Source organism: Paenarthrobacter sp. 10L412 (assembly GCF_056395565.1).
Window position 1 is genome coordinate 115,770 of record NZ_JBFTJT010000008.1, and the last position, 23,635, is coordinate 139,404.

19 protein-coding genes and 1 riboswitch are annotated in these 23,635 nt (G+C 62.8%); of the genes, 12 read left to right on the forward strand and 7 right to left on the reverse strand.

Translation table 11 applies throughout. The features are described 5' to 3' along the window. Nucleotides 1–85 precede the first annotated feature (85 nt). Together AC1DD7_RS12935 and glyA are read right to left on the reverse strand one after the other, a co-directional pair. A complete protein-coding gene (locus AC1DD7_RS12935; protein ID WP_442002607.1) occupies nucleotides 86–979 on the reverse strand; it encodes a bifunctional methylenetetrahydrofolate dehydrogenase/methenyltetrahydrofolate cyclohydrolase in 894 nt (297 codons plus the stop codon). Nucleotides 980–1,113: 134 nt separating this feature from the next. After that, a complete protein-coding gene (gene glyA / locus AC1DD7_RS12940; protein ID WP_477515262.1) occupies nucleotides 1,114–2,409 on the reverse strand; it encodes a serine hydroxymethyltransferase in 1,296 nt (431 codons plus the stop codon). 115 nt (nucleotides 2,410–2,524) lie between these two features. Further along, nucleotides 2,525–2,610: riboswitch (ZMP/ZTP riboswitch) on the reverse strand. 35 nt (nucleotides 2,611–2,645) lie between these two features. Here glyA and purU point away from each other — a divergent pair. From purU to AC1DD7_RS12955, 3 genes are all read left to right on the forward strand, one after another. After that, a complete protein-coding gene (gene purU, locus AC1DD7_RS12945; RefSeq protein WP_477515263.1) occupies nucleotides 2,646–3,497 on the forward strand; it encodes a formyltetrahydrofolate deformylase in 852 nt (283 codons plus the stop codon). 21 nt (nucleotides 3,498–3,518) lie between these two features. Continuing rightward, nucleotides 3,519–4,184, forward strand: coding sequence for a class I SAM-dependent methyltransferase (locus AC1DD7_RS12950; protein ID WP_477515264.1), 666 nt, complete (start codon nucleotides 3,519–3,521; stop codon nucleotides 4,182–4,184). A gap of 72 nt (nucleotides 4,185–4,256) precedes the next feature. After that, nucleotides 4,257–4,778 (forward strand): gamma carbonic anhydrase family protein, encoded by a 522-nt coding sequence (locus AC1DD7_RS12955; RefSeq protein WP_477515265.1) that lies wholly within the window; start codon nucleotides 4,257–4,259, stop codon nucleotides 4,776–4,778. Nucleotides 4,779–4,914: 136 nt separating this feature from the next. Here the strand turns inward: AC1DD7_RS12955 and AC1DD7_RS12960 are convergent, their stop codons facing one another. Continuing rightward, nucleotides 4,915–6,621: a flavin monoamine oxidase family protein gene (locus AC1DD7_RS12960; RefSeq protein WP_477515266.1), complete on the reverse strand. Its 1,707-nt coding sequence runs from the start codon at nucleotides 6,619–6,621 to the stop codon at nucleotides 4,915–4,917. Then, a complete protein-coding gene (locus tag AC1DD7_RS12965) occupies nucleotides 6,621–8,102 on the reverse strand; it encodes an amino acid permease (protein WP_477515373.1) in 1,482 nt (493 codons plus the stop codon). The genes AC1DD7_RS12960 and AC1DD7_RS12965 overlap by 1 nt, the downstream gene beginning before the upstream one ends. A gap of 140 nt (nucleotides 8,103–8,242) precedes the next feature. Here AC1DD7_RS12965 and alr point away from each other — a divergent pair, with 140 nt between their 5' ends. Together alr and AC1DD7_RS12975 are read left to right on the forward strand one after the other, a co-directional pair. After that, nucleotides 8,243–9,490 (forward strand): alanine racemase, encoded by a 1,248-nt coding sequence (gene alr / locus AC1DD7_RS12970; protein WP_477515267.1) that lies wholly within the window; start codon nucleotides 8,243–8,245, stop codon nucleotides 9,488–9,490. After that, nucleotides 9,480–11,114 carry a PucR family transcriptional regulator gene (locus tag AC1DD7_RS12975; RefSeq protein ID WP_477515268.1) on the forward strand — a complete coding sequence of 545 codons (1,635 nt, stop codon included), beginning with the start codon at nucleotides 9,480–9,482 and terminating at the stop codon, nucleotides 11,112–11,114. The genes alr and AC1DD7_RS12975 overlap by 11 nt, the downstream gene beginning before the upstream one ends. On the opposite strand, the gene AC1DD7_RS12980 is transcribed toward AC1DD7_RS12975, so the two are convergent. Continuing rightward, nucleotides 11,111–11,917: a carbon-nitrogen hydrolase family protein gene (locus AC1DD7_RS12980; RefSeq protein WP_477515269.1), complete on the reverse strand. Its 807-nt coding sequence runs from the start codon at nucleotides 11,915–11,917 to the stop codon at nucleotides 11,111–11,113. The two genes, AC1DD7_RS12975 and AC1DD7_RS12980, sit on opposite strands and share 4 nt — an antisense overlap. A 251-nt stretch (nucleotides 11,918–12,168) precedes the next feature. On the opposite strand from AC1DD7_RS12980, the gene AC1DD7_RS12985 reads away from it, so the two are divergent. From AC1DD7_RS12985 to AC1DD7_RS13015, 7 genes are all read left to right on the forward strand, one after another. Continuing rightward, a complete protein-coding gene (locus tag AC1DD7_RS12985; protein ID WP_223936265.1) occupies nucleotides 12,169–13,359 on the forward strand; it encodes an ROK family transcriptional regulator in 1,191 nt (396 codons plus the stop codon). Between the two features lie 129 nt (nucleotides 13,360–13,488). Further along, nucleotides 13,489–15,045 carry a multiple monosaccharide ABC transporter ATP-binding protein gene (mmsA, locus tag AC1DD7_RS12990; RefSeq protein ID WP_477515270.1) on the forward strand — a complete coding sequence of 519 codons (1,557 nt, stop codon included), beginning with the start codon at nucleotides 13,489–13,491 and terminating at the stop codon, nucleotides 15,043–15,045. Between the two features lie 44 nt (nucleotides 15,046–15,089). Continuing rightward, complete coding sequence (gene mmsB, locus AC1DD7_RS12995) at nucleotides 15,090–16,358, forward strand: multiple monosaccharide ABC transporter permease (RefSeq protein ID WP_477515271.1); 1,269 nt, start codon at nucleotides 15,090–15,092, stop codon at nucleotides 16,356–16,358. A 51-nt stretch (nucleotides 16,359–16,409) separates the two neighbouring features. After that, a complete protein-coding gene (locus tag AC1DD7_RS13000) occupies nucleotides 16,410–17,507 on the forward strand; it encodes a substrate-binding domain-containing protein (RefSeq protein ID WP_223936262.1) in 1,098 nt (365 codons plus the stop codon). A 496-nt stretch (nucleotides 17,508–18,003) separates the two neighbouring features. Continuing rightward, nucleotides 18,004–19,413, forward strand: coding sequence for an MFS transporter (locus AC1DD7_RS13005; RefSeq protein WP_477515272.1), 1,410 nt, complete (start codon nucleotides 18,004–18,006; stop codon nucleotides 19,411–19,413). Between the two features lie 198 nt (nucleotides 19,414–19,611). After that, complete coding sequence (locus AC1DD7_RS13010; RefSeq protein ID WP_477515273.1) at nucleotides 19,612–21,036, forward strand: ABC transporter permease; 1,425 nt, start codon at nucleotides 19,612–19,614, stop codon at nucleotides 21,034–21,036. 2 nt (nucleotides 21,037–21,038) lie between these two features. Continuing rightward, a complete protein-coding gene (locus tag AC1DD7_RS13015; RefSeq protein ID WP_431118957.1) occupies nucleotides 21,039–21,731 on the forward strand; it encodes an ABC transporter ATP-binding protein in 693 nt (230 codons plus the stop codon). On the opposite strand, the gene AC1DD7_RS13020 is transcribed toward AC1DD7_RS13015, so the two are convergent. Then, the gene (locus tag AC1DD7_RS13020; RefSeq protein WP_477515274.1) at nucleotides 21,709–22,890 is read right to left on the reverse strand and encodes an ABC transporter permease; all 1,182 of its coding nucleotides are present in this window, start codon (nucleotides 22,888–22,890) and stop codon (nucleotides 21,709–21,711) included. The two genes, AC1DD7_RS13015 and AC1DD7_RS13020, sit on opposite strands and share 23 nt — an antisense overlap. Next, nucleotides 22,887–23,633, reverse strand: a complete 747-nt coding sequence (locus AC1DD7_RS13025; protein ID WP_477515275.1) for an ABC transporter ATP-binding protein — start codon at nucleotides 23,631–23,633, stop codon at nucleotides 22,887–22,889. The genes AC1DD7_RS13020 and AC1DD7_RS13025 overlap by 4 nt, the downstream gene beginning before the upstream one ends. Nucleotides 23,634–23,635 lie beyond the last annotated feature (2 nt).

Consider the following 23,635-nt stretch of genomic DNA (forward strand, 5'->3'; position numbering starts at 1 on the left):
TAACGGAGCAGGGCGCCTACTCCCGGAGGAGTAGGCACCCTGGCTCTGTTTACAGTTTCAAGCAGGTTCCAGTTTCCAGCAGGCGTCAGGCGATGCCCGCTGCGCGCTCGGCGCTCTCCACAACGTTGGCGAGCAGCATGGCGCGGGTCATCGGACCCACGCCGCCCGGGTTCGGGGACAGCCAGGCGGCGACGTCGGCAGCTGCCGGGTCCACGTCTCCGGTGACCACAGCCTTGCCGTTAGCGTCCTCCACGCGGCTGACGCCGACGTCGAGCACTATTGCGCCCGGCTTGAGGTCTTCGGCCTTGATCATGTGCGGCACGCCTGCAGCGGCAATCACGACGTCGGCCTGCTTGAGTTCCGCGGGCAGGTCAACGGTTCCCGTGTGGGCCAGGATGACTGTGGCGTTGACTTCCCTGCGGGTGAGAAGGAGGCCGATGGGTCGGCCGATGGTGACGCCGCGGCCCACTACCAGGACGCGCTTGCCGTTGAGCTGGATGCCGTGCCGGCGCATCAGTTCCACGCAGCCCTTGGGCGTGCAGGGAAGCGGTGACTTCATTTCGCCGCTGACGTTGGCCACCAGGCGGCCGAGGTTCATGGGGTGCAGGCCATCGGCGTCCTTGTTCGGATCCATGGCTTCGAGGATGACGTCCTGGTCAATGTGCTTGGGCAGCGGCAACTGAACGATGTAGCCCGTGCATTCCGGGTTCTCGTTGAGCTCGCGGACAACCTTCAGGAGGTCTTCCTGGGTAATGTCCTCGGGCAGGTCCCGGCGGATGGACTGGATGCCCACCTCGGCGCAGTCCTTGTGCTTGCCGCCGACGTACCAGGTGCTGCCGGGGTCCGAACCCACCAGGATGGTGCCCAGGCCGGGGACGATGCCCTTTGCTGCGAGGACGGAAACGCGTTCGGTCAGTTCTGCCTTGATGGCTGCGGCGGTGGCCTTGCCGTCAAGGATCTGTGCGGTGGACTGTGTCATTCCATCTGCTCTTTCTGGTGGGTGACCTATTCAAAAACCTACTGTGAGGTTCATGCAGCGGGACCCGCCGCCTGTGATGTGGCGGCGGATCCCGTTGGCTCCGGGCCAGTGCCCGGCGATGCATTATTCGTGGGTTACCACTGCTCGTGCTGCGGGTACAGCGGGAAGTCGGCAGCGAGCTTGTCTACGCGGGCCTGGAGGGCCTCCACGTCCGTAGCGGAGCCAGCCTTCAGCGCGGTGGCGATGATCTCTGCAACCTCGGTGAACTCGGTGGCACCGAATCCGCGGGTAGCCAGTGCAGGCGTACCAATGCGGAGGCCGGAGGTGACCATCGGCGGGCGGGGGTCGAACGGAACGGCGTTCCGGTTCACGGTGATGCCCACGGAGTGCAGGAGGTCTTCAGCCTGCTGGCCGTCCAGCTGCGAGTTACGCAGGTCCACCAGGACCAAGTGGACATCGGTGCCGCCGGTGAGAACCGAGACGCCGGCTTCGGCGACGTCGGACTGGTTCAGGCGGTCAGCGATGATCTTGGCACCCTCGAGGACACGCTCCTGGCGTTCCTTGAACTCTTCGCTGCCCGCGATCTTGAAGGCAACAGCCTTGGCGGCGATGACGTGCATGAGCGGACCACCCTGCTGGCCCGGGAAGACGTTGGAGTTCAGCTTCTTGGCCCACTCCTGCTTCGCCAGGATGACACCGGAACGCGGACCCGCGAGGGTCTTGTGCACGGTGGAGGTGACGACGTCGGAGTGCGGGACCGGGCTCGGGTGCAGGCCTGCTGCAACCAGTCCGGCGAAGTGTGCCATGTCCGTCCACAGGAGCGCGCCCACCTCGTCAGCGATGGACCGGAAGGCAGCGAAGTCAAGGTGGCGCGGGTAAGCGGACCAGCCGGCGATGATGACCTGCGGCTTCTCGGCGATGGCCTGCTCACGCAGCTTGTCCATGTCCACGCGGAAGGTGTCTTCTTCGACCTGGTAGGCAGCTACGTTGTAGAGCTTGCCGGAGAAGTTCAGCTTCATGCCGTGGGTCAGGTGCCCACCGTGTGCCAGGGAGAGGCCGAGGATCTTGTCGCCCGGGGTGATCATGGCGGACAGTGCTGCGGCGTTCGCCTGGGCACCGGAGTGCGGCTGGACGTTGGCGTATTCCGCACCGAAGAGTTCCTTGACGCGGTCGATCGCCAACTGCTCGGCGACGTCGACGTATTCACAGCCGCCGTAGTAGCGGCGGCCCGGGTATCCCTCGGCGTACTTGTTGGTCAGGACGGAGCCCTGTGCTTCCATGACGGCGCGCGGGGCGAAGTTTTCGGAGGCGATCATTTCCAGGGTGCCGCGCTGGCGGCCGAGTTCCTGGTCGAGGACTGCTGCGATCTCGGGATCGAGCTCAGCGAGCGACTGGTTGCTGACAGACGCGGAAGTGGTGGTGGTAGGCACGGAGATCTCCTGGCTAGGCAACGGGTGGTGCTACAGGTCAGGCTACCGGCAGCAGCATTCCCGCGTCCCCTTGATTACGGAGGGATCGGTCACGTGCGTGCAGCGGTAAGACATGACCCTCGGCCCAGGCGTACGATCCGTGGTCTTCGTGATTGCCGCTCCCTGGTGGTAGTCCACCCAACGCCAGTTGCGACCCGTTAACAGTACAACAAGGCAGCACAGGTAGGCTTATCCGCGTGACTGACTCCACCGCTTTCGTTGTAACACTCTCCTGCCCGGACCGCCCCGGCATCGTCCACGCGGTAGCCGGCGCCCTCCTTGAGGCCGGCTGCAATATCGCCGACTCCCAGCAGTACGGAAGCCCCAGCACCGGCAACTTCTTCATGCGCGTGGAGGCAACCACAGCATCCTCGCAGGACGAGCTGACCGCCGCACTGCGTCCGGTTGCAGAGACCTTTGGCATGACGTGGCAGATCAACCCTGTTGGCGAAAAGGTCCGCACCATCATCCTGTGCTCCAAGGACGCGCACTGCCTCAACGACCTCCTGTTCCAGCAGCGCACGGGAACATTGCCTATCGAGGTTCCGGCGATTGTTTCCAACCACCGCGACCTTGAAGAGTTGGCCCAGTTCTACGGGATCCCGTTCCACCACATTCCCGTGACACCGGAAACCAAGCCGCAGGCCGAGGCCGAACTCCTGAAGCTGATTGCCGAGCACGACGTCGAGCTCACCGTCCTGGCGCGTTACATGCAGGTCCTGTCCAACGAGCTCTGCACTGAGTTGAACGGCAAGGCAATCAACATCCACCACTCGTTCCTGCCTTCCTTCAAGGGTGCCAAGCCTTACCACCAGGCCCACGCCCGCGGTGTGAAGATCATCGGAGCCACGGCCCACTACGTGACCGCTGACCTCGACGAAGGCCCAATCATCGAACAGGAAGTCATCCGTGTGGATCACGCCCGCACAGCCGCCCAGTTCGTCCAGATGGGCCGCGACGTGGAGGGGCGCACCCTGGCCCAGGCAGTCCAGTGGCATGCTGAACACCGCGTGCTTTTGGACGGCACCCGCACCGTGGTGTTCAACTAGCGCCACTCCTAAGCTGGGGGTATGCAGGGCATCCCCGAAGCTGACCACGAAGCTGACCTCGCAGTTTTCTACGACCGCCAAGCACCCGTCCGGAACACGCGCGCCCTCACCCCTCACCGGGTCGAGTGCCGGGAATGGTTCATCCGGCTTCTGAAGGATGAGCACCGGCACTCCGTCTTCGAGCTGGGCTGCGGGACCGGGGTTGAGGGGTTGGAGTTCGTCCGTGCAGGCCTGCACTACACCGGCGTGGACCTGTCGTCGGAGAGCGTTCATGTGGCCCGCTCCCACGGGCTCGAAGCGACGGTCGCCAGTGGCCGGCAATTGCCGTTCCCCGATTCGGTCTTCTCGGCAGCTTGGACCATGAGCACGCTTCTGCACGTGCCCAACAGCAGGATTCACGACGTCGTCAGCGAACTTGTGCGGGTCAGCGCGGCTGGTGCGCCAATCGCCGTCGGGCTTTGGTCAGGTGAGGATGAAGAGGTCCTCAACCCGGAGGACCTCGAAGAACCCCGACGTTTCTTCAGTCGTCGCAGCGACGACACAGTCCGGCGGATCTTCGGAGAGCACGGCTCGATTGAGCATTTCCGGACCTGGCCGGAAGGCATCGGCGTGGAGTCCGGGCCGGGAGCGGGCAGCTGGACGCAGCACTACCAGTTCCTGGTCCTGCGCACCCAGGCACCCAACTAGGTCGCAGCTGAGCGCGTTTTGAGCTCTCTAAACGCGCACAGCTGCGACCTAGTTGGGAACTAAGCTGGCTCCATGGCTCCCTCTTACACTTTCGCCGGGGACACCCCGGCCATCCATGAATCTGCGTTCGTTGCACCCACCGCTTCCATCATCGGCAAAGCGACTTTGGCCGAGGACTCCAGCGCCTTTTACGGGGTTTCGGTCCGTGCCGATACGGCTGCCATCAGCGTCGGTGCCGGCTCCAACCTCCAGGACAACGTGGTCCTGCACGCCGACCCCGGATTCCCCTGCACCGTTGGCGAGCGCGTCTCCATTGGGCACAGCGCAGTGGTCCACGGCTGCACTGTGGAGGACGACTGCCTCATCGGTATGAGCGCCACCATCCTCAATGGTGCAGTCATTGGGGCGGGCTCGCTCATTGCAGCCGGCGCCGTGGTCCTTGAAGGCACGGTCATTCCGCCCCGCTCGCTCGTAGCGGGCGTGCCTGCCAAGGTGCGCCGCGAATTGACCGGCGAGGAGTTCGAGGGCGTCAAGCACAACGCCGCCCACTACAAGGACCTCGCCGCGGCACACAGGGAAATGCACGCGTCTTAAACAATGCGGGGCCTGCTCTGCATCCCCACCGCCTCCCTGACTTCGCAAGCTCAGCCAGGGAACCCGGGCGGTGTGGGCCCTGCGATTGGTTTAGGACGCAGAGCAGGCCCCGCAACAGCAGTTAGTCCACGGAAATCTAGTCCAGTGAAATTGGCCCGAACTCGTCCAGCAGGTCGCCCGGACCCGGGTTTCCTGCGACGGACGATCCGCCCAAGTGGTTCACCACTCCCCACACCGCGTTCAGGCCTGTGGTCACGGCGCCCTCGGCCCAGCCTGCGGTGAAGGACACGTCGTCACCGGCGAGGAAGATGCCGCGCTGGCTTTCCGGCAGCTGATCCTGCTTGAAGTGGGTGAAGAGCCGCTGCTGGTACCGGTAATGGCCCGGCAGGTTGGCTTTGAAGGCGCCCATGAAGTTGGGGTCCGCTTCCCAGGACACCGTGATCGGCTGCCCGACGATGTGGCTGGCAATGTCCACGCCCGGGTAGATCTGCTCCAGCGAGTGCAGCATCAGCTTGACGCGTTCTTCGGCAGTGAGGGCAAGCCACTTCAGGGCGTCGTCGTTCCATGTGTAGGACAAGAGGATGACAGCGGGCTTGTCAGGGCCGTCGTCGAGCAAGTATGTGGCCCGGTTGAGGCGGTCGGTGAGGGTCATGGACAGGACTTCGCGTCCGGTATCCGGATCGATGTCCTTCCAGAAAGGCCGGTCCACCATCACGAACGTCTTGGACGACTGCATGTAGTGCGAGCGCTCGATCGCCGTCCACAGCTCCGCCGGGAACAGTGCCTCTTCGGTGTGGATGCGCGTGGAGAGCAACCACGACTGGCAGGTGGTCACCACCGCTGGGTACGTGGCTTCGCGTCCCCAGTTTTCGCGGACTACCAGGTCCCCGTTGTCCGCGCGGCGGATGTTGTCCACGGCTCCGCGCGGCGAGCCGGAGTGCAGCGACGACAGCGACGTGCCCTGCGGCCAGTGTTTAAGGTCCGACGGCGCGTGGTTCCACAGCGCCTCGGGGAGCCTTTGCGCTCCTCCCGAAATGAGCCGGTGCTGGTCGTCTGCATCGGTGTAGACCACCCGGAGGATCTCCAGGATGGAGTTGGGGAAATCGGTGTCCCAGCCTCCGGTGCCGAAGCCCACTTGGCCGAACGCTTCGCGGTGGGCGAAACCGGCTTCTTTGAAGGACTTGCTGGCTGCTATGAATCCGTAGAACGTCTGCTCGTCCATTTCGGGCAGGAGCGCGTTCCAGAGTTCCTTGATCCGCTTGGTATCGCGGGCCTTGATGGCTTCCTGCATTTGCGCGAACGCAGCGCCATCGTTGACGGCGGCCTTCCAGGCATCGGCCACTTCACGGAAAAATTCCGGTAGCTCATCTGCTGTGGTGGCGTAGTGCTTCTTGCCCGCAAGTTCGATCACAGTGCTGGACGTCGCCGGGGCCATCGGGTTGGGGAAGGCCTGCGTTTCCAAGCCAAGAAGGTCCACGTAGTGGTAGAAGGCCTTGCCGGAGACCGGGAAGCGCATGCCACCAAGATCGGCTACGACGCCGGGCGCCGAGGGGAAGCTCGCCGTGCGAAGACGGCCGCCGATCTGGTCGGCCTCGTACATCACGGGCTTGAGGCCGAGCTTCATGAGCTCATAGGCCGTGACCAGCCCCGACAGCCCGGCGCCGATGACTGCCACTTCCGTGCCGTAGCTCTCTTCCGGAATGCTGCCGAGTCCGTCCGGGTGTGCCAGGTAATGGTCATAGCTGAAGGGGAAGTCCGGGTTCAGCATGGTGATGGGGGCTTCGCCTGCCTCCGCCGCGGAAGCGGCAACGTCGGCTGTGGGAAGTTCGGTAGCGATGGTCATCAGTTTGCGGCTTTCACAGGTTCCGGGCTCACGGCCCTGGTGGTCAGTTCACGGTAGTCCTGATCGCTGAGCGCGGCTACCTTGGAATTCCGGCGTCCATAGCCGAAGTAGATGGCGATGCCCACCAGCATCCAAACACCGAACGTGATCCAGGTGTCGGCGCCGAGGTTGAGCATCAGGAAGGCACACATCAGCGTGCCCAGGATCGGGGTGATCGGGTACAGCGGAACCCGGAAACTGCGGTCAAGGTCCGGGCGGTTGCGCCGGAGATAGATCACTGCAACATTGACCAGTGCGAAGGCGAAGAGCGTACCGATGCTCGTTGCGTCGGCCAAGGCACCCAGCGGGACCAAGCCAGCGGTGAGGGCGACGGCGGTTCCGACTATCAGGGTCCCGGCGACTGGCGTTCCGGTGCGGCGGGAGACGCGGCCGAAGACTTTGGGCACCATGCCATCGCGGGACATCGAGAGCAGGATGCGGGTCTGGCCGTAAAGGACAGTCAGCACGATGCTGGCAATGGCAAGCACTGCACCGGCAGAGAAGACGAGTGCGATCCACGGCTGCCCGGTGATCTCGTGCAGGATCTGGACCAGGGCAGCTTCCGTGCCGTCGAACCAGCCCCACGGACGGGCACCGATCGCGGCAACGGAAACGAGGACGTAGATGCTGGTGACAATCACCATGGAGAGCATAATGGCGCGTGGCAGGTCCCGCTTGGGGTTCCTGGCTTCCTCGCCGGCGGTGGAGGCGGCATCGAATCCGATGTAGGAGAAGAAAACGCTTGACGCTGCGGCGGAGACACCGGCTGCACCCATCGGCATGAGGGGCTCGAAGTTGCCGGCGTTGAAAGCGGTGAAAGCTACCGCGCAGAAGAAGATCAGGATGCCCACTTTGATGATGACGATCGCGGTGTTGATCCATGCACTTTCACGGGCGCCCCGAACCAGCAGGATCATGGCAAGGACCACGATCACCATGGCGGGAACATTTACCACCCCACCATCGCCCGGGGGCTGGCTCATGGCGTCGGGCAGGACCTGTCCAAACGCAGCCAGGGTCTCGTTGACGTACTGGCCCGCGCCCACTGCAACAGCGGCCACGGACACCGCATATTCCAGCACCAGGCACCAACCGCAGATCCACGCCATGCCCTCACCCATGGTGGCGTAGGAGTAGGAGTAGCTGGAACCTGCCACCGGGACGAGCCCGGCCATTTCCGCGTAGGACACTGCCGAGAAGAGGGCAGCCAAACCAGCGATCACGAAGGAGATCCAGATCGCCGGCCCGGCCAGCGGTACGGACTCGCCAAGGATCACCAGGATGCCGGTGCCCAGCGTTGCACCGACGCTGATCATGGTCAACTGGAGGACCCCGAAGCTGCGTACCAGCGGCGTGCCGCCTTCGCCCGTTCCGGCCTCATCGGCCATCTGCCCGATCGGCTTGCGGCGCAGGAGTTGGGCACCGAGGCTTGGCCTGGCCATGTTCGCCGCCGTTGAGTTTTGAGTGTTCACAGGCACAGTCACCCTTGACGTCCCTTCAAAGTAGTTTCGATTTCCCCTCCACAAGACTGGCATGTGAGCCACCTCTCACAATGGTGCAAAATGACCTATAGTGTTCAACCATGAGACGTATTGCACAGTACCAAGAGGGCGGCCCGCTGGCCCTCTCCGGTCAGGTCAGAGTGGACCTGTCCGCCATTTCAGACAACATCAAAGCCCTGAAGGACCTGACCAAGGCGCCCTTCTTCATGGCCGTCGTGAAGGGCAACGCCTACGGTCACGGGCTGGTGGAAGTAGCCCGCACGGCCGTCGCTTCCGGCGCTGACTGGCTCGGAACAGCGCAGCTCACCGAGGCCATCGCCCTGCGCAAAGCCGGCATCACTGAACCGATCCTTTCCTGGCTATATCTGGCATCCCAGACGAGCGACACCATTCTGGAAGCACTCGAAAACAACATCGATGTGTCCCTCGGAAGCGTCCACCAACTTCAGGTGCTGGCTGGCATCGCCGAACGCCTTGGCCGTCCCGCCGTCGTACATCTTGAACTGGACAGCGGGCTAAGCCGCGGCGGGGCGCGAAAGGAGGATTGGGCCGAACTTGTATCTCATGCCCGGCAAGCGGAAGTGGACGGCACGGTGCTGGTCCGCGGCATTTGGACCCATTTGGCGTGGGCCGATGTGCCGGCCCATCCTGGAAACGCCAGCGCTGTTGCGGAGTTCGAAGACGCCGTCCGCGAGGCCCGCGAAGCCGGACTCAAGCCTGAACTGAGGCACGTTTCCAGTTCAGCAAACATCCTGGACCGCCCGGAATTCCACTTCGACATGGTCCGGGCTGGACTGGCAATTTACGGCCTCGCTCCCGCAGACCACCTCAACCCGACCGACTTCGGATTGCGGCCGGCCCTCAGCGTCACCGCCCCCTTGGTGATGGTCAAGAAGGTTCCTGCGGGCACTGGCGTCAGCTATGAGCACCAGGCCATCACCTATGAACCCCGCTACCTGGGCCTCATTCCCCTCGGCTATGCGGACGGCATCCCGAAAGGCATCAGCGGCCGCTCGGTGGTGAACATCGCGGGCCGCAGCGTCCCGGTCATCGGCAAGGTCTGCATGGACCAATTCATGGTGGACCTCGGACCCGACGCAACGGGGATCGACGTCGGCGATACTGCGGTGTTGTTCGGCGACCCCGCCACCGGTGCGGCGAGCGCCGACGATTGGGGCGCTGCGATCGGCAGCCACGGGGATGAAATCATCAACAGGATCGCCCCGCGCTTGCCGCGTATATACGCCTCCGCTACACATGAAGATGCCGCCTACGAGTGCCCCGACTACCAGGAGCCGGCAACCGCCGGGCAGGACAATGTTGCCTGAGCCCGCCACCGCCCGCCTGAGTTTCGTCACGCTGGAACAGTTCCTGGAGCAGTTGCCGCCCGAGTTGAAAATGCTTCACGACGGCGGCAGCGGCGCCTCGCTGCTGCGCTGGGTGGAACCGAGCGAGCTCGAAGACCCCACGCCATATCTGCCGGAGGGCGAGTTCTTGCTGACCGCCGGGCTGCCTTTCCTTGGGGAGGGCGGCTCGGCGGCCAGCGTGGACGCCTATGTCCGGCGTCTGGTGGGTGCGAAAGTGGCGGCGCTCGGTTTTGGGATCAGGCCCTATTTCGACGCCGTCCCCGACGTCCTCCTCGATGCCTGCCGCAGGCACAACCTCACCCTGTTCGAGGTCCCGGAGTCCGTGCCGTTCGCCGCAATTGGCTTGGAGTTCTCCCAGCTCCTGGAATCGGACAACGCCCGCGTGTTCCGGCAATTGGCCGAAACCAACCGCCAGCTCATGCGGGCAGTCCTCTCCCCCAGGCCGGAGCACGAATTGCTGGCGGCCCTTGTCCAGCGTGTGCCGGTGTGGGCGCTGCTGGTCGGGGCGGACGGACGGGTGCGGGCGCGTGGGCACAATGCCGGCGGCAGCACCGGCGTCGAGCATTCCTTGTTGGCGCCGCTGCTGGAACGGTTGCTGACCGGCAGCGGGCCGCGCGTGGAGATGGATGGTTTCGAGCAGCCGGGGTCTGCCCTGGTGTTCGGTCATCCGCTGCGCAGTACCAAGGACGCGAACCTCGGGGCGCTGATTCTTGGCTCGGACGCTCCGCTGACACCTGCTCAGAACAATGTGGTGCAGTCGGCGGTGGGTTTGCTGGAGTTGCTGGTCCGTCAACGAACCAGCGGGTCGCTTGCTCCGAGCCAGCTGGCCACGGCATTGCTCCTGCATCCGGATACCTTGTCCTCCGGCGCCACCAAGCACGTCAACGGGCTCAAAGACCTGCTGGCACAAAGCCTTTCCTCGACACGCTCCGGCCAAATGCGGGTGGTGCAGGGCATCAAGGCCGAATCCCCTGACTGGCCCGCCGGTGACGGCCCCGTTCGTGAGCTGCTGCAGTGGCGCAGGTTGTTCGATACCAAGCTCGTGGAAATAACCGACTACGGTTTCGCGGCCATCACCCGGTTGAAGGTGGACGACGCGCTACTTGCCGACGTCGAGAAGCTTGGCTGGAGGCTGGCGATCGGCGAGCCGACCGAACTCACCGGTCTTGCGGCGGCCTATCAGCGGGTGAGTTCCCTGCGGAGCCGGGTGTTATCCAGCGCAAAGAGTGTCCGCGTGGAGGAAGTGCAGTGGTCCGTGACTGGACTTCTTGGACGCGAGGCGGGAACCATGCTGGCCGAGCGGCTGCTGGCCCCAGTGTTGTCCTTGGAACCCGATCGCCGTGACCCACTGCTGTCAGTACTGCGCGGCTGGCTCAGCGAAAACGGCAGCTGGGACGGTTCCGCCAAGCTGCTGGGCCTGCACCGCAACAGCGTTCGCCGGCAAATAGGCGTCCTCGGTGAGCTGCTCGACATGGACCTCAACCAGGCACAGGTCCGGGCAGAATTGTGGATCGCCCTGCAGTATGCGGACGAACTTGTTGCCGGGTTGTCCGGACTCTCCGACCGCGACGGTGGCGGCGTCTAGGCGCCCGCCTCCCACTTCCGGTAGAGCTCAGGGCGTCGTTCGCGCAGATACGGGACTTCGTCGCGTGCGGCTTTCACCGCCTCCGTGCCCACCTCCGCGAACAGGAGCGCCGCCGACTCCCCCGCCGCAGCGAGCAACGAGCCATCGGGACCGGCAACGACGCTGCCGCCCAGGAAGTTGTAGATGTCCTCGTGCCCGCTGTGGTTGGCGTACGCAACGTTGAGCTGGCTCTCCACCGCGCGGGCACGAATGAGCACCTGCGGCACGTTATCGAACCCCATTGACAACGCTGTGGGGACCAGCAGGAGTTCAGCCCCTCGGGTCGCCGCTGCCCGGACTGCCTCCGGGAACTCAACGTCGTAGCAAATCAGCATCGACGTGCGGATCCCGTTGAAATCCACGACGGCGGGAGGTTCTTGGGCGCCGACGAACGCCTTGCGCTCCTCCGCTCCGAAGAGGTGGACCTTGGCGTAATGGAGGAGTTCCTCGCCATTGGCATCTACGAGTGTGGCGGTGATGTGCCACGTGTTGTCCTCGGGAGCCGGCGCGGGAAGGCTGTAGACGAGTCCGATGTTGTGCTGGCGGGCGATGCCGGAAAGGCGTTCGCGGATGCCCGGGAGCGTTGCCGGATCCAATTCGGCGTGAAGCCGCAGCGGTGCGTAGCCCACGGGAAAGAGCTCCGGGGTCAGGAGCAACCCGGCCCCTGCCTGGGCAGCGCGCCGGGCGGCGTCGTCGATCGTGCGCAGGTTCGCCTCAACGTCCAGGACGGAAGCGTTGGCCTGCAGGACGGATAGCAGCATCATTACCACCTTGGTTGCACCGGTACCGGACCGCGGGGGCCCGGAAGTCTTCTTGTTTCCAGAGTAGGCCTGTGGTCCGACACGTGGAGCGGGGCATTTGGACCCGAAGGCGTGCCAAGCGGGACGCATTGCACGCCCACCAGGCCCCACAACGGCAGAACCAGGTGCGTCTTGCGTTGGAGTATGTCGGGAATGCTTGACTCCTTGTGTTCACTTCTTGACTACAAGGTTGCTTTTGGGGCAATCTTCTTGTCATGCCCGCTATGCAGCGCTCAACGAAGAGCCAACCACGAAAACCCGGCTCGCAGTCCGCGCTCCGGCACCTGAACCAGCAACGGATTATCGAGTGCTTGTTGAGCGGGCCGTCCACGCAAGCCGAGCTTTCCAGGCAGACCGGGCTCTCCACCGCCACTGTGTCCAACATTGTGAAAATCATGCAGGACGCAGGCCTCGTTTCAACCGAGCCAACCACCAGCTCCGGACGCCGGGCAACCAACGTGAGGTTGAACAGCAACGGTGCGGTCGCCGTCGGAATCGACTTTGGCCGACGCCACCTCAGGGTGGTTCTGGCATCCCTCGGATACCACGTCATCGCCGAAGATTTCATTGAACTTCCGTTGGGCCATCATGCCGAGGAAGGCATCGCGGCGGCAGTGCGGTTGCTGGGGCGATTGCTCGCAGAAAATGGCATCGATCCGAGCGCGGTAGTGGGCGCAGGAGCGGGCATTCCCGGCCCGATTGATCGCAGAACAGGGACCGTTGCCCAAGGTGCCATCCTGCCCGAATGGGTGGGAATCGACATCCTCCACAGGCTTGAGGAAGCCCTGAATTGTCCCGTATTTGTTGATAACGACGCCAATCTTGGAGCCCTGTCAGAGGTGACATGGGGACCCCATAGCGGAGTGTCCAACCTGATGTTCCTCAAGATCGGATCCGGTATCGGTTCCGGCCTGATTCTCAACGGTGTGCCCTACTACGGGAATGTGGGCATCACGGGCGAAATCGGCCACGCGACCATCCATGAGCACGGGTTGGTGTGCCGATGCGGCAACCGCGGCTGCCTTGAAACCATAGCCTCCACCACCACCATGATTGAGCTGCTGGGCCGTGGCAAAGAGACATCATTGACACCGCAGGACATCGTCCGGAATTGCCTCGCAGGTGACTCCGCAACCCAGCGCGTAGTGGATGATGCCGGCCTTGCCGTGGGGCGCGCACTGGGCAACGTCGCCAACCTGATCAACCCTGAAGTGATCGTCGTGGGAGGTCCACTGGCAGGGCTCGGCGACCTACTCTTGGACCCCATTCGAAGGGGGCTCGTTCGCCACGCCGTGCCCGTTGTGGGCGAAACAACGCACCTCGCGATGTCGTCCCTGGGAGCGCGCGCGGAAGCACTTGGAGCAGCAGCTTTAGTGTTCCAGCATGCAGGAATTACGGGTAGGTAACGAAATCGTTAGCTGGTTCTTGTGTTCAAGTCTTGACGACAAGATAGGTGATCCAGTTTACTTTTTCATCAGACAGCTCCGCCGTTTGGGGAGCGACAACGAAGTCATGCATTGGAGGCGTAAGGGCTAATGACAACCCCTGACACGCAAGACGAACCCATCCTCTTGGAGATGCGTTCGATCACGAAGGAATTTCCCGGCGTGAAGGCTTTGTCGAATGTGAGCCTTCGGGTAAAGGCCGGCGAAATCCACGCAATCTGTGGCGAGAACGGTGCCGGAAAATCCACCCTGATGAAGGTCCTTTCCGGGGTGTATCCGCACGGCAGCTACACCGGCGACATCGTGTACATGGCCGAGACTCAGCAATTCAAGGACATTCGCGCAAGCGAAGCCGCGGGCATCGTCATCATCCATCAGGAGCTGGCGTTGATCCCGGAACTGTCCATTACGGAGAACATCTTCCTGGGCAACGAGCCCTCCAAATGGGGCATCATCGACTGGGCCGAGGCCCGCAAGCGTTCCATTGAACTGCTGGCCAGGGTTGGCCTCCGCGAGGACCCGGACACCCCCATCAAGGAACTCGGCGTCGGCAAGCAGCAACTGGTGGAGATCGCCAAAGCGCTGAACAAGTCCGTCCGCCTGCTGATCCTGGACGAGCCCACAGCAGCCCTGAACGAATCGGACTCCCAGCACCTGCTGGACCTGATCCTGGGCCTGAAGGGCAAGGGCATCACCTCGATCATCATTTCCCACAAGCTCAACGAGATCGAACAGATTGCCGATGAGATCACCATCATCCGCGATGGCAAGTCGATCGAAACATTGAACGTCAAGCGGGATGGCGTTGACGAAGACCGTATCATCAAAGGCATGGTGGGCCGGACGCTCGAGTCCCGTTTCCCGGACCATGAACCGAAGATCGGCGAGGTCTTCTTCGAGGTCAAGGACTGGACCGTCGGCCACCCGCAGATCCAGGATCGCCTGATCTGCAAGGGCTCCAACTTCTACGTACGCCGCGGTGAAATCGTGGGCTTCGCAGGTCTCATGGGAGCCGGGCGCACGGAACTTGCGCGCTCGCTCTTCGGTCACTCTTATGGCCGTTTCATCAAGGGACAGGTTTACAAGGACGGCAAGCCAGTCAACCTTCGCAGCGTGCGGGCGGCCATCGACGCCGGGCTGGGCTACGTCACTGAAGACCGGAAGTCCCTCGGCTTGAACCTGCTGGATGACATCAAGACCACCACAGTTGCGGCAAACCTCCGCGCCATCAGCAAGTACTCGGTGGTGGACGACCGCAAGGAGTTCTCGGTCGCCGAGGAATACCGAAAATCCCTGCGCACCAAGACCCCGTCAGTGGAGGAAGGCGTAGCCAAGCTCTCCGGCGGAAACCAGCAGAAAGTCGTGCTGGCCAAATGGATGTTCACCGATCCGGATCTCCTGATTTTGGATGAACCCACCCGAGGAATCGACGTGGGCGCCAAGTACGAGATCTACGGCATCATCCAGAGGCTGGCGAACCAGGGCAAGGGAGTGATTGTCATTTCCTCGGAGCTGCCGGAGCTCCTGGGCCTGTCTGACCGCATTTACACCATTTTTGAAGGCGCCATCACCGGTGTCCTGGACAAGAACGAAGCCAGCCAGGAAAGCCTGATGAAACTCATGACCTCCGCCCGCAAGACGGCCTGACCGTTGGCCCAGACTCACCCCTTCCTGACACAAGGACCAAAACAATGAACGCGCTCAAGAAGCTATTTGGTGGCAATACCCGCCAGTTCGGCATGATTTTCGCCCTGGTGGCACTTATCGTCTTCTTCCAGATCTTCACCGAGGGCCGGACGCTGACCCCGGGCAACGTTATCAACCTGTTCAACGGCAACTCCTACATCCTGATCTTGGCCATCGGCATGGTCCTGGTCATTATTGCCGGCCATATTGATCTCTCTGTGGGTTCCGTGGCCGCATTTGTGGGTGTTTCCGTAGCCCTCGCAATCCGGGACTGGGGTATCCCCTGGTACATGGGTGTGCTCTTCGGACTGGTGCTCGGTGCCGTGATCGGGGCCTGGCAAGGATTCTGGACAGCGTATGTTGGCATCCCCGCCTTCATCGTGACGCTGGCAGGCATGCTCCTGTTCCGTGGTTTCAACCAGTTCGTAGGCAAATCCAACACCATCCCTGTCCCCAGCGACTTCCAGTACCTGGGCTCGGGCTACCTGCCTGAAATTGGCCCGAACACGGGCTTCAACAACCTCACTTTGTTGTTGGGCATCCTGGCCGCGGCGTTCGTTGTCATCATGTCCCTGCGGGCCCGGGCTACCAACAAGGCCCTGGGCGCCGATGTTCCCGAGCTCTGGGTTGAGGTCACCAAACTGGTCCTGATCTGCGGTGCGATCCTCTACGCCACGTACCTGTTTGCCACTGGCCGCCCGGGAACTTCCTTCCCTATCCCCGGTTTGATTCTGGCCGTGCTGGTCCTGATCTACGGTTTCATCGCTGACAAGACCGTCCTGGGCCGCCATGTCTACGCCGTGGGTGGTAACCGGCACGCAGCAGAGCTGTCCGGCGTGCAGTCCAAGAAGGTCAACTTCATGGTCATGCTCAACATGTCCGTCCTGGCAGGCCTCGCCGGCATGATCTTCGTTGGCCGCTCCACTGCATCCGGGCCCTTTGACGGCGTCGGTTGGGAACTGGACGCCATCGCAGCCGTGTTCATCGGTGGCGCCGCAGTTACCGGCGGCGTTGGCACCGTGATCGGCTCGATTGTCGGTGGCCTGGTGATGGCAGTGCTGAACAACGGCCTCCAGCTCCTGGGCGTGGGCGCCGACCTCACGCAGATCATCAAGGGACTGGTGCTGCTGGCAGCTGTTGCCTTCGACGTCTACAACAAGATCCAAGGCAAGCGGTCCATCACCGGACTGCTGCTGAAGAACTTCCAACGCAACAACGACATCAAGCCAGACGAAACCACGTCCACCAAAGAGGTCATCTCCAAGGAAGCCTGACCGGTTTCCATCTGACTCGCTCCACCCACCACACAGAAAGTGAACCAAGATATGCGAATGTTTGGTAAAGCAGGAAAGGCAGCGGCAGTCGCTGCCATCGCGGCACTGGCGCTGACGGCCTGCGGCCGCTCTGACAGCGGCTCAAGCAGCAGCACAGCTGGCGGGGAAGCGTTCCCCAAGGACTCGCTGATCGGCGTCGCGCTCCCCCAGAAGACCAGTGAAAACTGGGTCCTCGCGGAGAAGCTGTTCAACGACGGCCTCAAGGGCGCCGGCTTCAAGGCGGACGTCCAGTTCGCCAACGGCGGCGTCTCCGACCAACAGAACCAGATCAGCGCCATGGTCACCAAGGGCGTCAAGGTCATTATCGTTGGCGCAATCGACGGCGCCCAGCTGGGTACGCAGCTCAAGCAGGCCAAGGACTCCGGCGCCACAGTCATCGCTTACGACCGTCTGCTCCTGAACACGGAGAACGTGGACTACTACGTGGCGTACGACAACTTCAAGGTCGGTGTGCTGCAGGGCCAGGCCCTGCTGGACGGATTGAAGGCCAAGAAGCCCTCCGGTCCCTACAACATCGAACTCTTCGCGGGTTCCCCGGATGATGCCAACGCCAAGGTCTTCTTCGATGGCGCCATGAGCGTCCTGAAGCCGAAGATCGACGACGGAACGCTCAAGGTCCTCTCCGGACAGACTGCCTTCGAGCAGGCTGTCACCCAGGGTTGGAAGGGCGAAAACGCGCAGAAACGTGCGGACACCCTCCTGGCAGGCAGCTACACCTCGGCCTCGCTGGACGGCGTACTTTCCCCGAATGACCTCTTGGCACGCTACATCCTGAACTCCGTCAAGGCCGCCGGCAAGCCGATTCCGGTCATCACAGGCCAGGACTCCGAGGTTGAGTCTGTCAAGTCGATCATGGCTGGCGAGCAGTACTCCACCATCAACAAGGACACCCGCAAGCTGGTTGAGCACGCCATCACCATGGTGAAGGACCTGCAGGCCGGCAAGCAGCTGGAAATCAATGACAAGGATTCTTACAAGAACGGTGTCAAGACTGTTCCGGCTTACCTGCTCCCGCCGCAGATCGTGACGGCCGCAAACGTTAAGACGGCTTACGTGGACGATCCGGTACTCGGCCCGATCACCAAGTAACACCGATCACCAAGTAACACCGCTTCGCAGCAAGCAACAGCAAGCCCCGGTCCGCCAGCACTCAGTAGGCGGGCCGGGGCTTTCGCTTGCCTGAACCGTTTTCCACGAAGCTTCCATGTCTGCAGGCCCCGGAGTTTACCGAAGGGCTGGATACAACGAATTAACTTGTCAAGTCTTGACCGGGGCGGATCGCCCCCTTAGAGTTCTGATATATGAGTCATATGTCACATGCTGCCGACCCCTACCCGAGGTTTTGAACTCGATGGATCGGCGCGAGGGTGCCGAAAACCAAGCCCTTGCCGTATCCGTCTCGAACAGCAGTGATACATGACAACGCCGAAATCATCTCGCAAGTCCTGCGCGGGCATATCGGCTGGCATCGAGCCAGTCCGCATCGCCCACCGGTCGCTAAGGGCTGCGGCTGTCCGTGCATCCATGAAACGGCGCTCTGGTGCCGTCAGCGGTTTGCGCTGAAGCCAGAAGGGAACAAATCTCAATGATCCATCCGACCAGGACGACGGACTCCGTCGACACCTCCATATCAAAAGAGACCAGCTCCAAGTTCAAACGCCGCTTCATGGTGCGGCTCGTCGCTGTCTTCATCGGTGGGATGTTCCTCGACGGTTACATCCTCGGAATTATCGGCCCCGTCACTGGACTCATGCGGTCAGAGCTCCAGCTCGACGCACTGTCTCTGGGCATGATCGCCGCGGGCCCGCTGGTTGGTATCTTCGTCGGCTCCCCGCTGGCCGGCTGGGCTACTGACAAGTTCGGACGCAAGCCCATGTTCCTCGTGGACATGGGCCTGTTCCTGGTCGCCTCAGCGGCCCAGTTCTTCGTAACCTCCGGAGACGGGGCCGTGATCCAGCTGGCCGCCATCCGGTTCCTCATGGGCGTCGCGATCGGCGGCGAGTACTCAATCGGTGGGCCATTGCTATCAGAGTTCTCCCCTCCGAAGCTGCGCGGGCGATTGCTCGGGCTCACTCTGATCGCCTGGTACGTCGGTTTCATGATGGCATTCATCATCGGCACGCTCCTGCACGACGCCGGTATCCCATGGCGCCTCGTCATCGGCACGAGCACGATACTCGCACTGGTCCTGTTCCTCGCCCGCATGGGCCTCCCCGAATCGCCGAGCTGGCTCATTACGAAGGGACGGCACAAGGAAGCACTCGCGATCGCACACAGATACGTCGAATCGCCCCAAATGCACGACAGCATCACCGGAGAGATCGATCTGAGGATGATCCAGGAGGCCCAAGCCGCGCAGAGCAGGACCAAAATCAAGGGCGCCTCCTTCGGAATGCTGTTCTCGAAGCAGAACTGGCGCGCCACCCTCTTCACCTCAGGTTTTTGGTTCTGCGCAGTGACTCCGTACTTCGCGATCGCGACCTTCGCCGACGACGTGCTCGACCAATTCGGCTTCGGCGGCTGGACCGGTGGAGTCGGCCTGTCCGCACTTGCAGCCGCGGGTGTTGTCATCACCGTACTTCTGATTGACAAGCTCGGCCGCCGAATCCTCACAGTGCCCGGGCAGTGGCTCTGTGCAGGCATCCTGCTGATCATCGGAGTCTGGACGGACGCACCAGCGATCATCGTGCTCGTACTGTTTCTCGCCTTCTCCTTCTTCAATGCCGGCTACACCACAATGACCCAGGTCTATCCGGCCGAGGTATTCCCCGGCGACCTGCGCGGCATCGGCATGGGCTTCGCCGCGGCCTTCAGCCGCATCGGAGCCGCACTCGGCACCTTCGCCCTGCCATGGGCGATCAGCAACATCGGCCTGGGCACAAGCATGGTCGTAGCCGCCGCCGTCGCATTACTCGGCGCAGTCCTCTCGCAATGGCTCGCGCCTGAGACGAAGGGGCGCACCCTCGCCGAGATCTCAGCAAACTTCTCCCACTGACACCGGGACTGCACGGAGAACCCGTGCCGGGCTCAGGATCCTGAGCCCGGCACGGGTTCTTTGGCTTTGATGAGCCCACCGCTTTTCACAGCCCACGCATAGCTTCGGCAGGCTTTCCGCACAGCAGCGCTCAGCAATGTTGGACCTGCAGCCCGCGAGCCAGCGGTCTGCGGAACTCAGCAGGTCCAAAGGAGAAACGTGAGCGTCCTTGCCCGAAGCGTAGGCAATGCCTTCCGCAACAAAATCAGAACGGCCGCGGTAGTCGCTGTGCTGGCCGTAGCGATCGGCCTGGCGTTGGCCATGCTTGTGGCCAACCAGGCCGTGGGTGCCAAGGTCCAGGAGCTCAATGCTTCCGTGGGCACCACCCTGACAGTGAATCCGGCTGGCGGGCAGGGCTTCGAAGGTGGCGGCGAACCGCTCACCGCTGCTCAAGCGCAAACGGCAGCCGCAGTCAGCAACGTAACGTCCGTGGTGGGTACCAAGGCTCTTCGTTTGCAGACGGCGACCGCAGAAACAAGCACCACGCAGGCCGCTCAGGGTGGTTTCGGTCCCGGCGGGCAGCAGGCCAGCGTCACCACCAACCTCACGGCAGCCATCGACGCCGGCACCCTCGGCAACCGCAACGGCTCTGCCACTAACACCGGCGGTACAGGCACCACCCAACGAGTACGCACCCTTCCCATTACGGCCACAGGCATCGGCGCCGAGGTTGACAGCGCTGGCAAGGCCCTGGACATCACCAGCGGCACGGGCCTGGGCGACTACACGACGGCGGCGGCAAAGGCACTGGTGGGAACGACGCTGGCGCAAAAGAACAACCTTACCGCGGGTTCCACCTTCACCATCCAGGACAAGACGTTCACCGTAGCGGGCATCTTCGACGCCGGAACCGCCTTCGGAAACAACGCCGTCTACGTCACCCTTCCGGAAGCCCAAACCCTGGCGGGAACTCCTGACGAACTCTCCACGATGATCGTCACAGTCAACAGCATGGAAAACGTCGACAGCACCAAGACGGCAGTCCAGTCCGCGTTGGGAACCGGTAAGGCCGACGTCACCCAGGGTCAACGCAACCTGGAAACCGCGGTCAGCTCGCTGGACAGCGTCAAGAACATCTCCCTGGTCGCGTTCATTGCAGCACTCGCTACCGCCGGGCTCATCATTCTCCTCATCATGGTGATGCTGGTCCGTGAACGCCGCCGCGAAATTGGCGTGTTGAAGGCCATCGGTGCCCGGAACCGCACTATCGGCCTGCAGTTTGTCCTTGAATCGCTGGTACTCGTGGCCTTGGGCAGCGTGGTGGGAGCGGCCATTGCATCGCTCGCCAGCGGCGGCATCGCGTCCGCGCTGATCAGTTCCAACACCAGCACGACGGCGGCCCCAACCACCCAGCGCGCGGGCGGTTTTGCCGGCGGAGGCTTCGCCGGTGGCGGTTTCGCCGGCGGCCAGGGCAGTCCTTTTGGTGGAGCCTCCCAACTGCTCACGTCCGTCACGGCGAGCGCCTCCCCCGGCGTCATTGCTGCCGGCATCGCCGCCGTCTTCGCGGTGGCCATCATCGGCGCATTGGTTCCGGCCTTGCTGACCGCCCGCATCCGTCCCATCGAAGTACTCCGAGGAGAATAGCCGTGATTGAAGTCAAGGACCTGGTCCGTCAGTTCAAGTCCGGCGACAGGACCATCAAGCCTGTCAACGGTGTCAGCTTCCAGCTGGAGAAAGGATCTCTGGCCTCGATCGTCGGCAAGAGCGGCAGCGGCAAAAGCACACTGTTGTCCCTCCTGGGTGCGCTGGACAAACCAACCAGCGGAGACGTCGTCGTGGATGGCGTCAGCCTGGCCGGACTGCCGGACAGCAAACTGACGGAGTACCGCCGGCGGGATATCGGCTTCGTGTTCCAGCAATTCAACCTGATCCCGAACCTTAGCGCCGTGGACAACGTCATGCTGCCCATGGAGTTCGCCGGGGTCCGCAAGGCTGCGCGGTTGAAGCGTGCCAAGGAATTGCTGGAGCAGGTGCAGTTGGATCCGGAAAAGCAGTCCCGGCGGATCAACCGCCTGTCCGGTGGCGAGCAGCAACGCGTCGCGATCGCGAGGGCGCTGGCCAACGAGCCCAAACTGATCCTTGCCGATGAGCCCACGGGAAACCTGGATGAGCAGACCGGCGAGCACATCATCGAGCTGCTGAGCTCACTGAGCCGCGACCACAACACCACCATCCTCGTGGTCACCCACGATCGCAGCTTGGCGCAAAAAACGGAACGCTGCTTCCGGCTTCAGCAGGGCCGGCTGACGGAGGAGGTCAAAAGCGGATCGCATCGATGACCTTGACGCGCACCGCCACGAGCGCCGGGATGGCTCCGGCGAGTGCGCCTACAAGGACAGCCGCGCCAAAGCCAAGGAGCGCGGCGTCCACGGGGAAGGACGGATATTCAGTCAGGCCTGGCGCTACTTTTGACTCGATCCAAGGGTTCTTCACTACTGCGACAGCCAGCATGACGCCCACCAGGCCAGCAACTGCGGTGGCTACGACGGATTCCATCATGACGCCGAAGAAGATGCGGCCGGACGTCGCGCCGAAGCTTCGCCGGATGCCGATTTCCCGGACCCGGTAGCGCACGGTGACCATGGAGATGTTGAGCATTCCCACTGCCCCGAGCAGGAGCACCAGCCCAGCCACTCCGCCAACTATCCACTGCGCCGGTCCCAGCGGGTCACCGTAGGCGGCGAAGTCCATTCGGCTTGCTTGCGCGTAGTACCCGGGAAATTGACCTTGGAGGTCCGCGGAAATAGCGGCCGCCAGGGAATCGGCCTGGTCCTCCCCCACCCACACTTTGAACTCGGACATCTGGGATTCCATTCCGGTCATCGCGGCGCCGCCAGTGAGGATGAAAGCGGCTGGCGGTTGCTGCGGATAGGCATCGGGCACGACGCCGATAATCACCGCAGTGGCAGGCTGCTGACCCGGGATGGTCACCGTTGGGCTGGTGGTCAGGTTGGGCATTCCGGCCTGGTTGTAGAACGCTTCGGAGACGACGACGGCGGGTGCGAGCCGTTGGTCGTCGTCGCCGGCGAACCAGGTTCCCTGGGTTAGCGGTACGCGGTGGATGATGCCGTATCCAATGTCCACGATGGTCACGTCAACGTTGGTCACGCCACGCGGAAACTGGAAGCCTGCCTGGGTCCTGCCAACGTGGGTGGACGTGGTGATGCCGAAGCGCTGTTGGATGCCTTCGTAGACCTTCTCCAGTTTCGCGGGATCAGGAGTGGAAGGGCCGTTCACGCTCAGTGCCAGGGTGGCTACGCGGCCACCATTGCGCTCGGACTGCACCTTGATTCCTTCACGGACCAGGCTCCCGATTCCTACCACCGACGTCAACGCTGCCACGGAAAGAGCCACCCCAAGGAGGGCCAAGAGGATGCGGACCTTGTTGATCCGGAGTTCCTGCCAAGCTTCCACCATCGTGGACAGGAAGCCGGTCATGCGCTGACTCCTGCTGTTTCTGCAACTGCCAGCGGGCTGAGCACGCCGGCATCCAAGCGGTAGCAGGCGCGGGCAAGGGCTGCCACATTGGTATCGTGCGTGATGGTCACCAGTGCGGCCGCGGTTTCCGTGGCCACGGTGTCCAGCAAGGCCATGACAGCCTGCCCCGTTTCGACGTCCAAGGCACCCGTTGGTTCATCGGCCAGGATGAGCCGTGGCCTGCGGACCAAAGCGCGTGCGATGGCAACGCGTTGCTGCTCACCGCCGGAGAGCATGTTCGGCATCGTGTTGGCCCGCGCTGCCAGGCCGACGCGGTCCAGCATGTCCATGGCCAGTTCACGCCGGCGCCAAAATTCCCTGCCCTTGGCGTAAAAGAGCGGCGTGATGACGTTGTCCAAAGCGTTGCGGCCCGGCAGCAGGTTGAATTGCTGGAACACGAAGCCCACCGTTGATCCACGCAGGCGGGCACGGGCGTTGCTGCTCAGCCGCTCGGCAGGGTTGCCGAGGAATTCCAGTTCACCGGAGGTGGGGACATCCAGGAGCCCCAAGAGGTTGAGCAGGGTCGATTTTCCGCATCCTGAACGGCCAACAATGGCCGTGTGATCACCGCTCTGGACCGCAAGATCGATGCCGCGGAGGATATGCAGTTGCTGCTCATCCGGCAGCGTCACCGACCGGGTGACTGACCGAAGACTGACGAGGGTTTCCTTTTTGCTTTCTACTTCCTGCACTGTTTCTGTCATGC

What these genes read in the sequence shown, in the direction of transcription:
- AC1DD7_RS12935 (WP_442002607.1), bottom strand. Translation starts at nt 979, where the DNA reads ATGACACAGTCCACCGCACAGATCCTTGACGGCAAGGCCACCGCCGCA.
- AC1DD7_RS12950 (WP_477515264.1), top strand. Translation starts at nt 3,519, where the DNA reads ATGCAGGGCATCCCCGAAGCTGACCACGAAGCTGACCTCGCAGTTTTC.
- AC1DD7_RS12955 (WP_477515265.1), top strand. Translation starts at nt 4,257, where the DNA reads ATGGCTCCCTCTTACACTTTCGCCGGGGACACCCCGGCCATCCATGAA.
- AC1DD7_RS12960 (WP_477515266.1), bottom strand. Translation starts at nt 6,621, where the DNA reads ATGACCATCGCTACCGAACTTCCCACAGCCGACGTTGCCGCTTCCGCG.
- AC1DD7_RS12965 (WP_477515373.1), bottom strand. Translation starts at nt 8,102, where the DNA reads ATGGCCAGGCCAAGCCTCGGTGCCCAACTCCTGCGCCGCAAGCCGATC.
- alr (WP_477515267.1), top strand. Translation starts at nt 8,243, where the DNA reads ATGAGACGTATTGCACAGTACCAAGAGGGCGGCCCGCTGGCCCTCTCC.
- AC1DD7_RS12975 (WP_477515268.1), top strand. Translation starts at nt 9,480, where the DNA reads ATGTTGCCTGAGCCCGCCACCGCCCGCCTGAGTTTCGTCACGCTGGAA.
- AC1DD7_RS12980 (WP_477515269.1), bottom strand. Translation starts at nt 11,917, where the DNA reads ATGATGCTGCTATCCGTCCTGCAGGCCAACGCTTCCGTCCTGGACGTT.
- AC1DD7_RS12985 (WP_223936265.1), top strand. Translation starts at nt 12,169, where the DNA reads ATGCCCGCTATGCAGCGCTCAACGAAGAGCCAACCACGAAAACCCGGC.
- mmsA (WP_477515270.1), top strand. Translation starts at nt 13,489, where the DNA reads ATGACAACCCCTGACACGCAAGACGAACCCATCCTCTTGGAGATGCGT.
- mmsB (WP_477515271.1), top strand. Translation starts at nt 15,090, where the DNA reads ATGAACGCGCTCAAGAAGCTATTTGGTGGCAATACCCGCCAGTTCGGC.
- AC1DD7_RS13000 (WP_223936262.1), top strand. Translation starts at nt 16,410, where the DNA reads ATGCGAATGTTTGGTAAAGCAGGAAAGGCAGCGGCAGTCGCTGCCATC.
- AC1DD7_RS13005 (WP_477515272.1), top strand. Translation starts at nt 18,004, where the DNA reads ATGATCCATCCGACCAGGACGACGGACTCCGTCGACACCTCCATATCA.
- AC1DD7_RS13020 (WP_477515274.1), bottom strand. Translation starts at nt 22,890, where the DNA reads ATGACCGGCTTCCTGTCCACGATGGTGGAAGCTTGGCAGGAACTCCGG.
- AC1DD7_RS13025 (WP_477515275.1), bottom strand. Translation starts at nt 23,633, where the DNA reads ATGACAGAAACAGTGCAGGAAGTAGAAAGCAAAAAGGAAACCCTCGTC.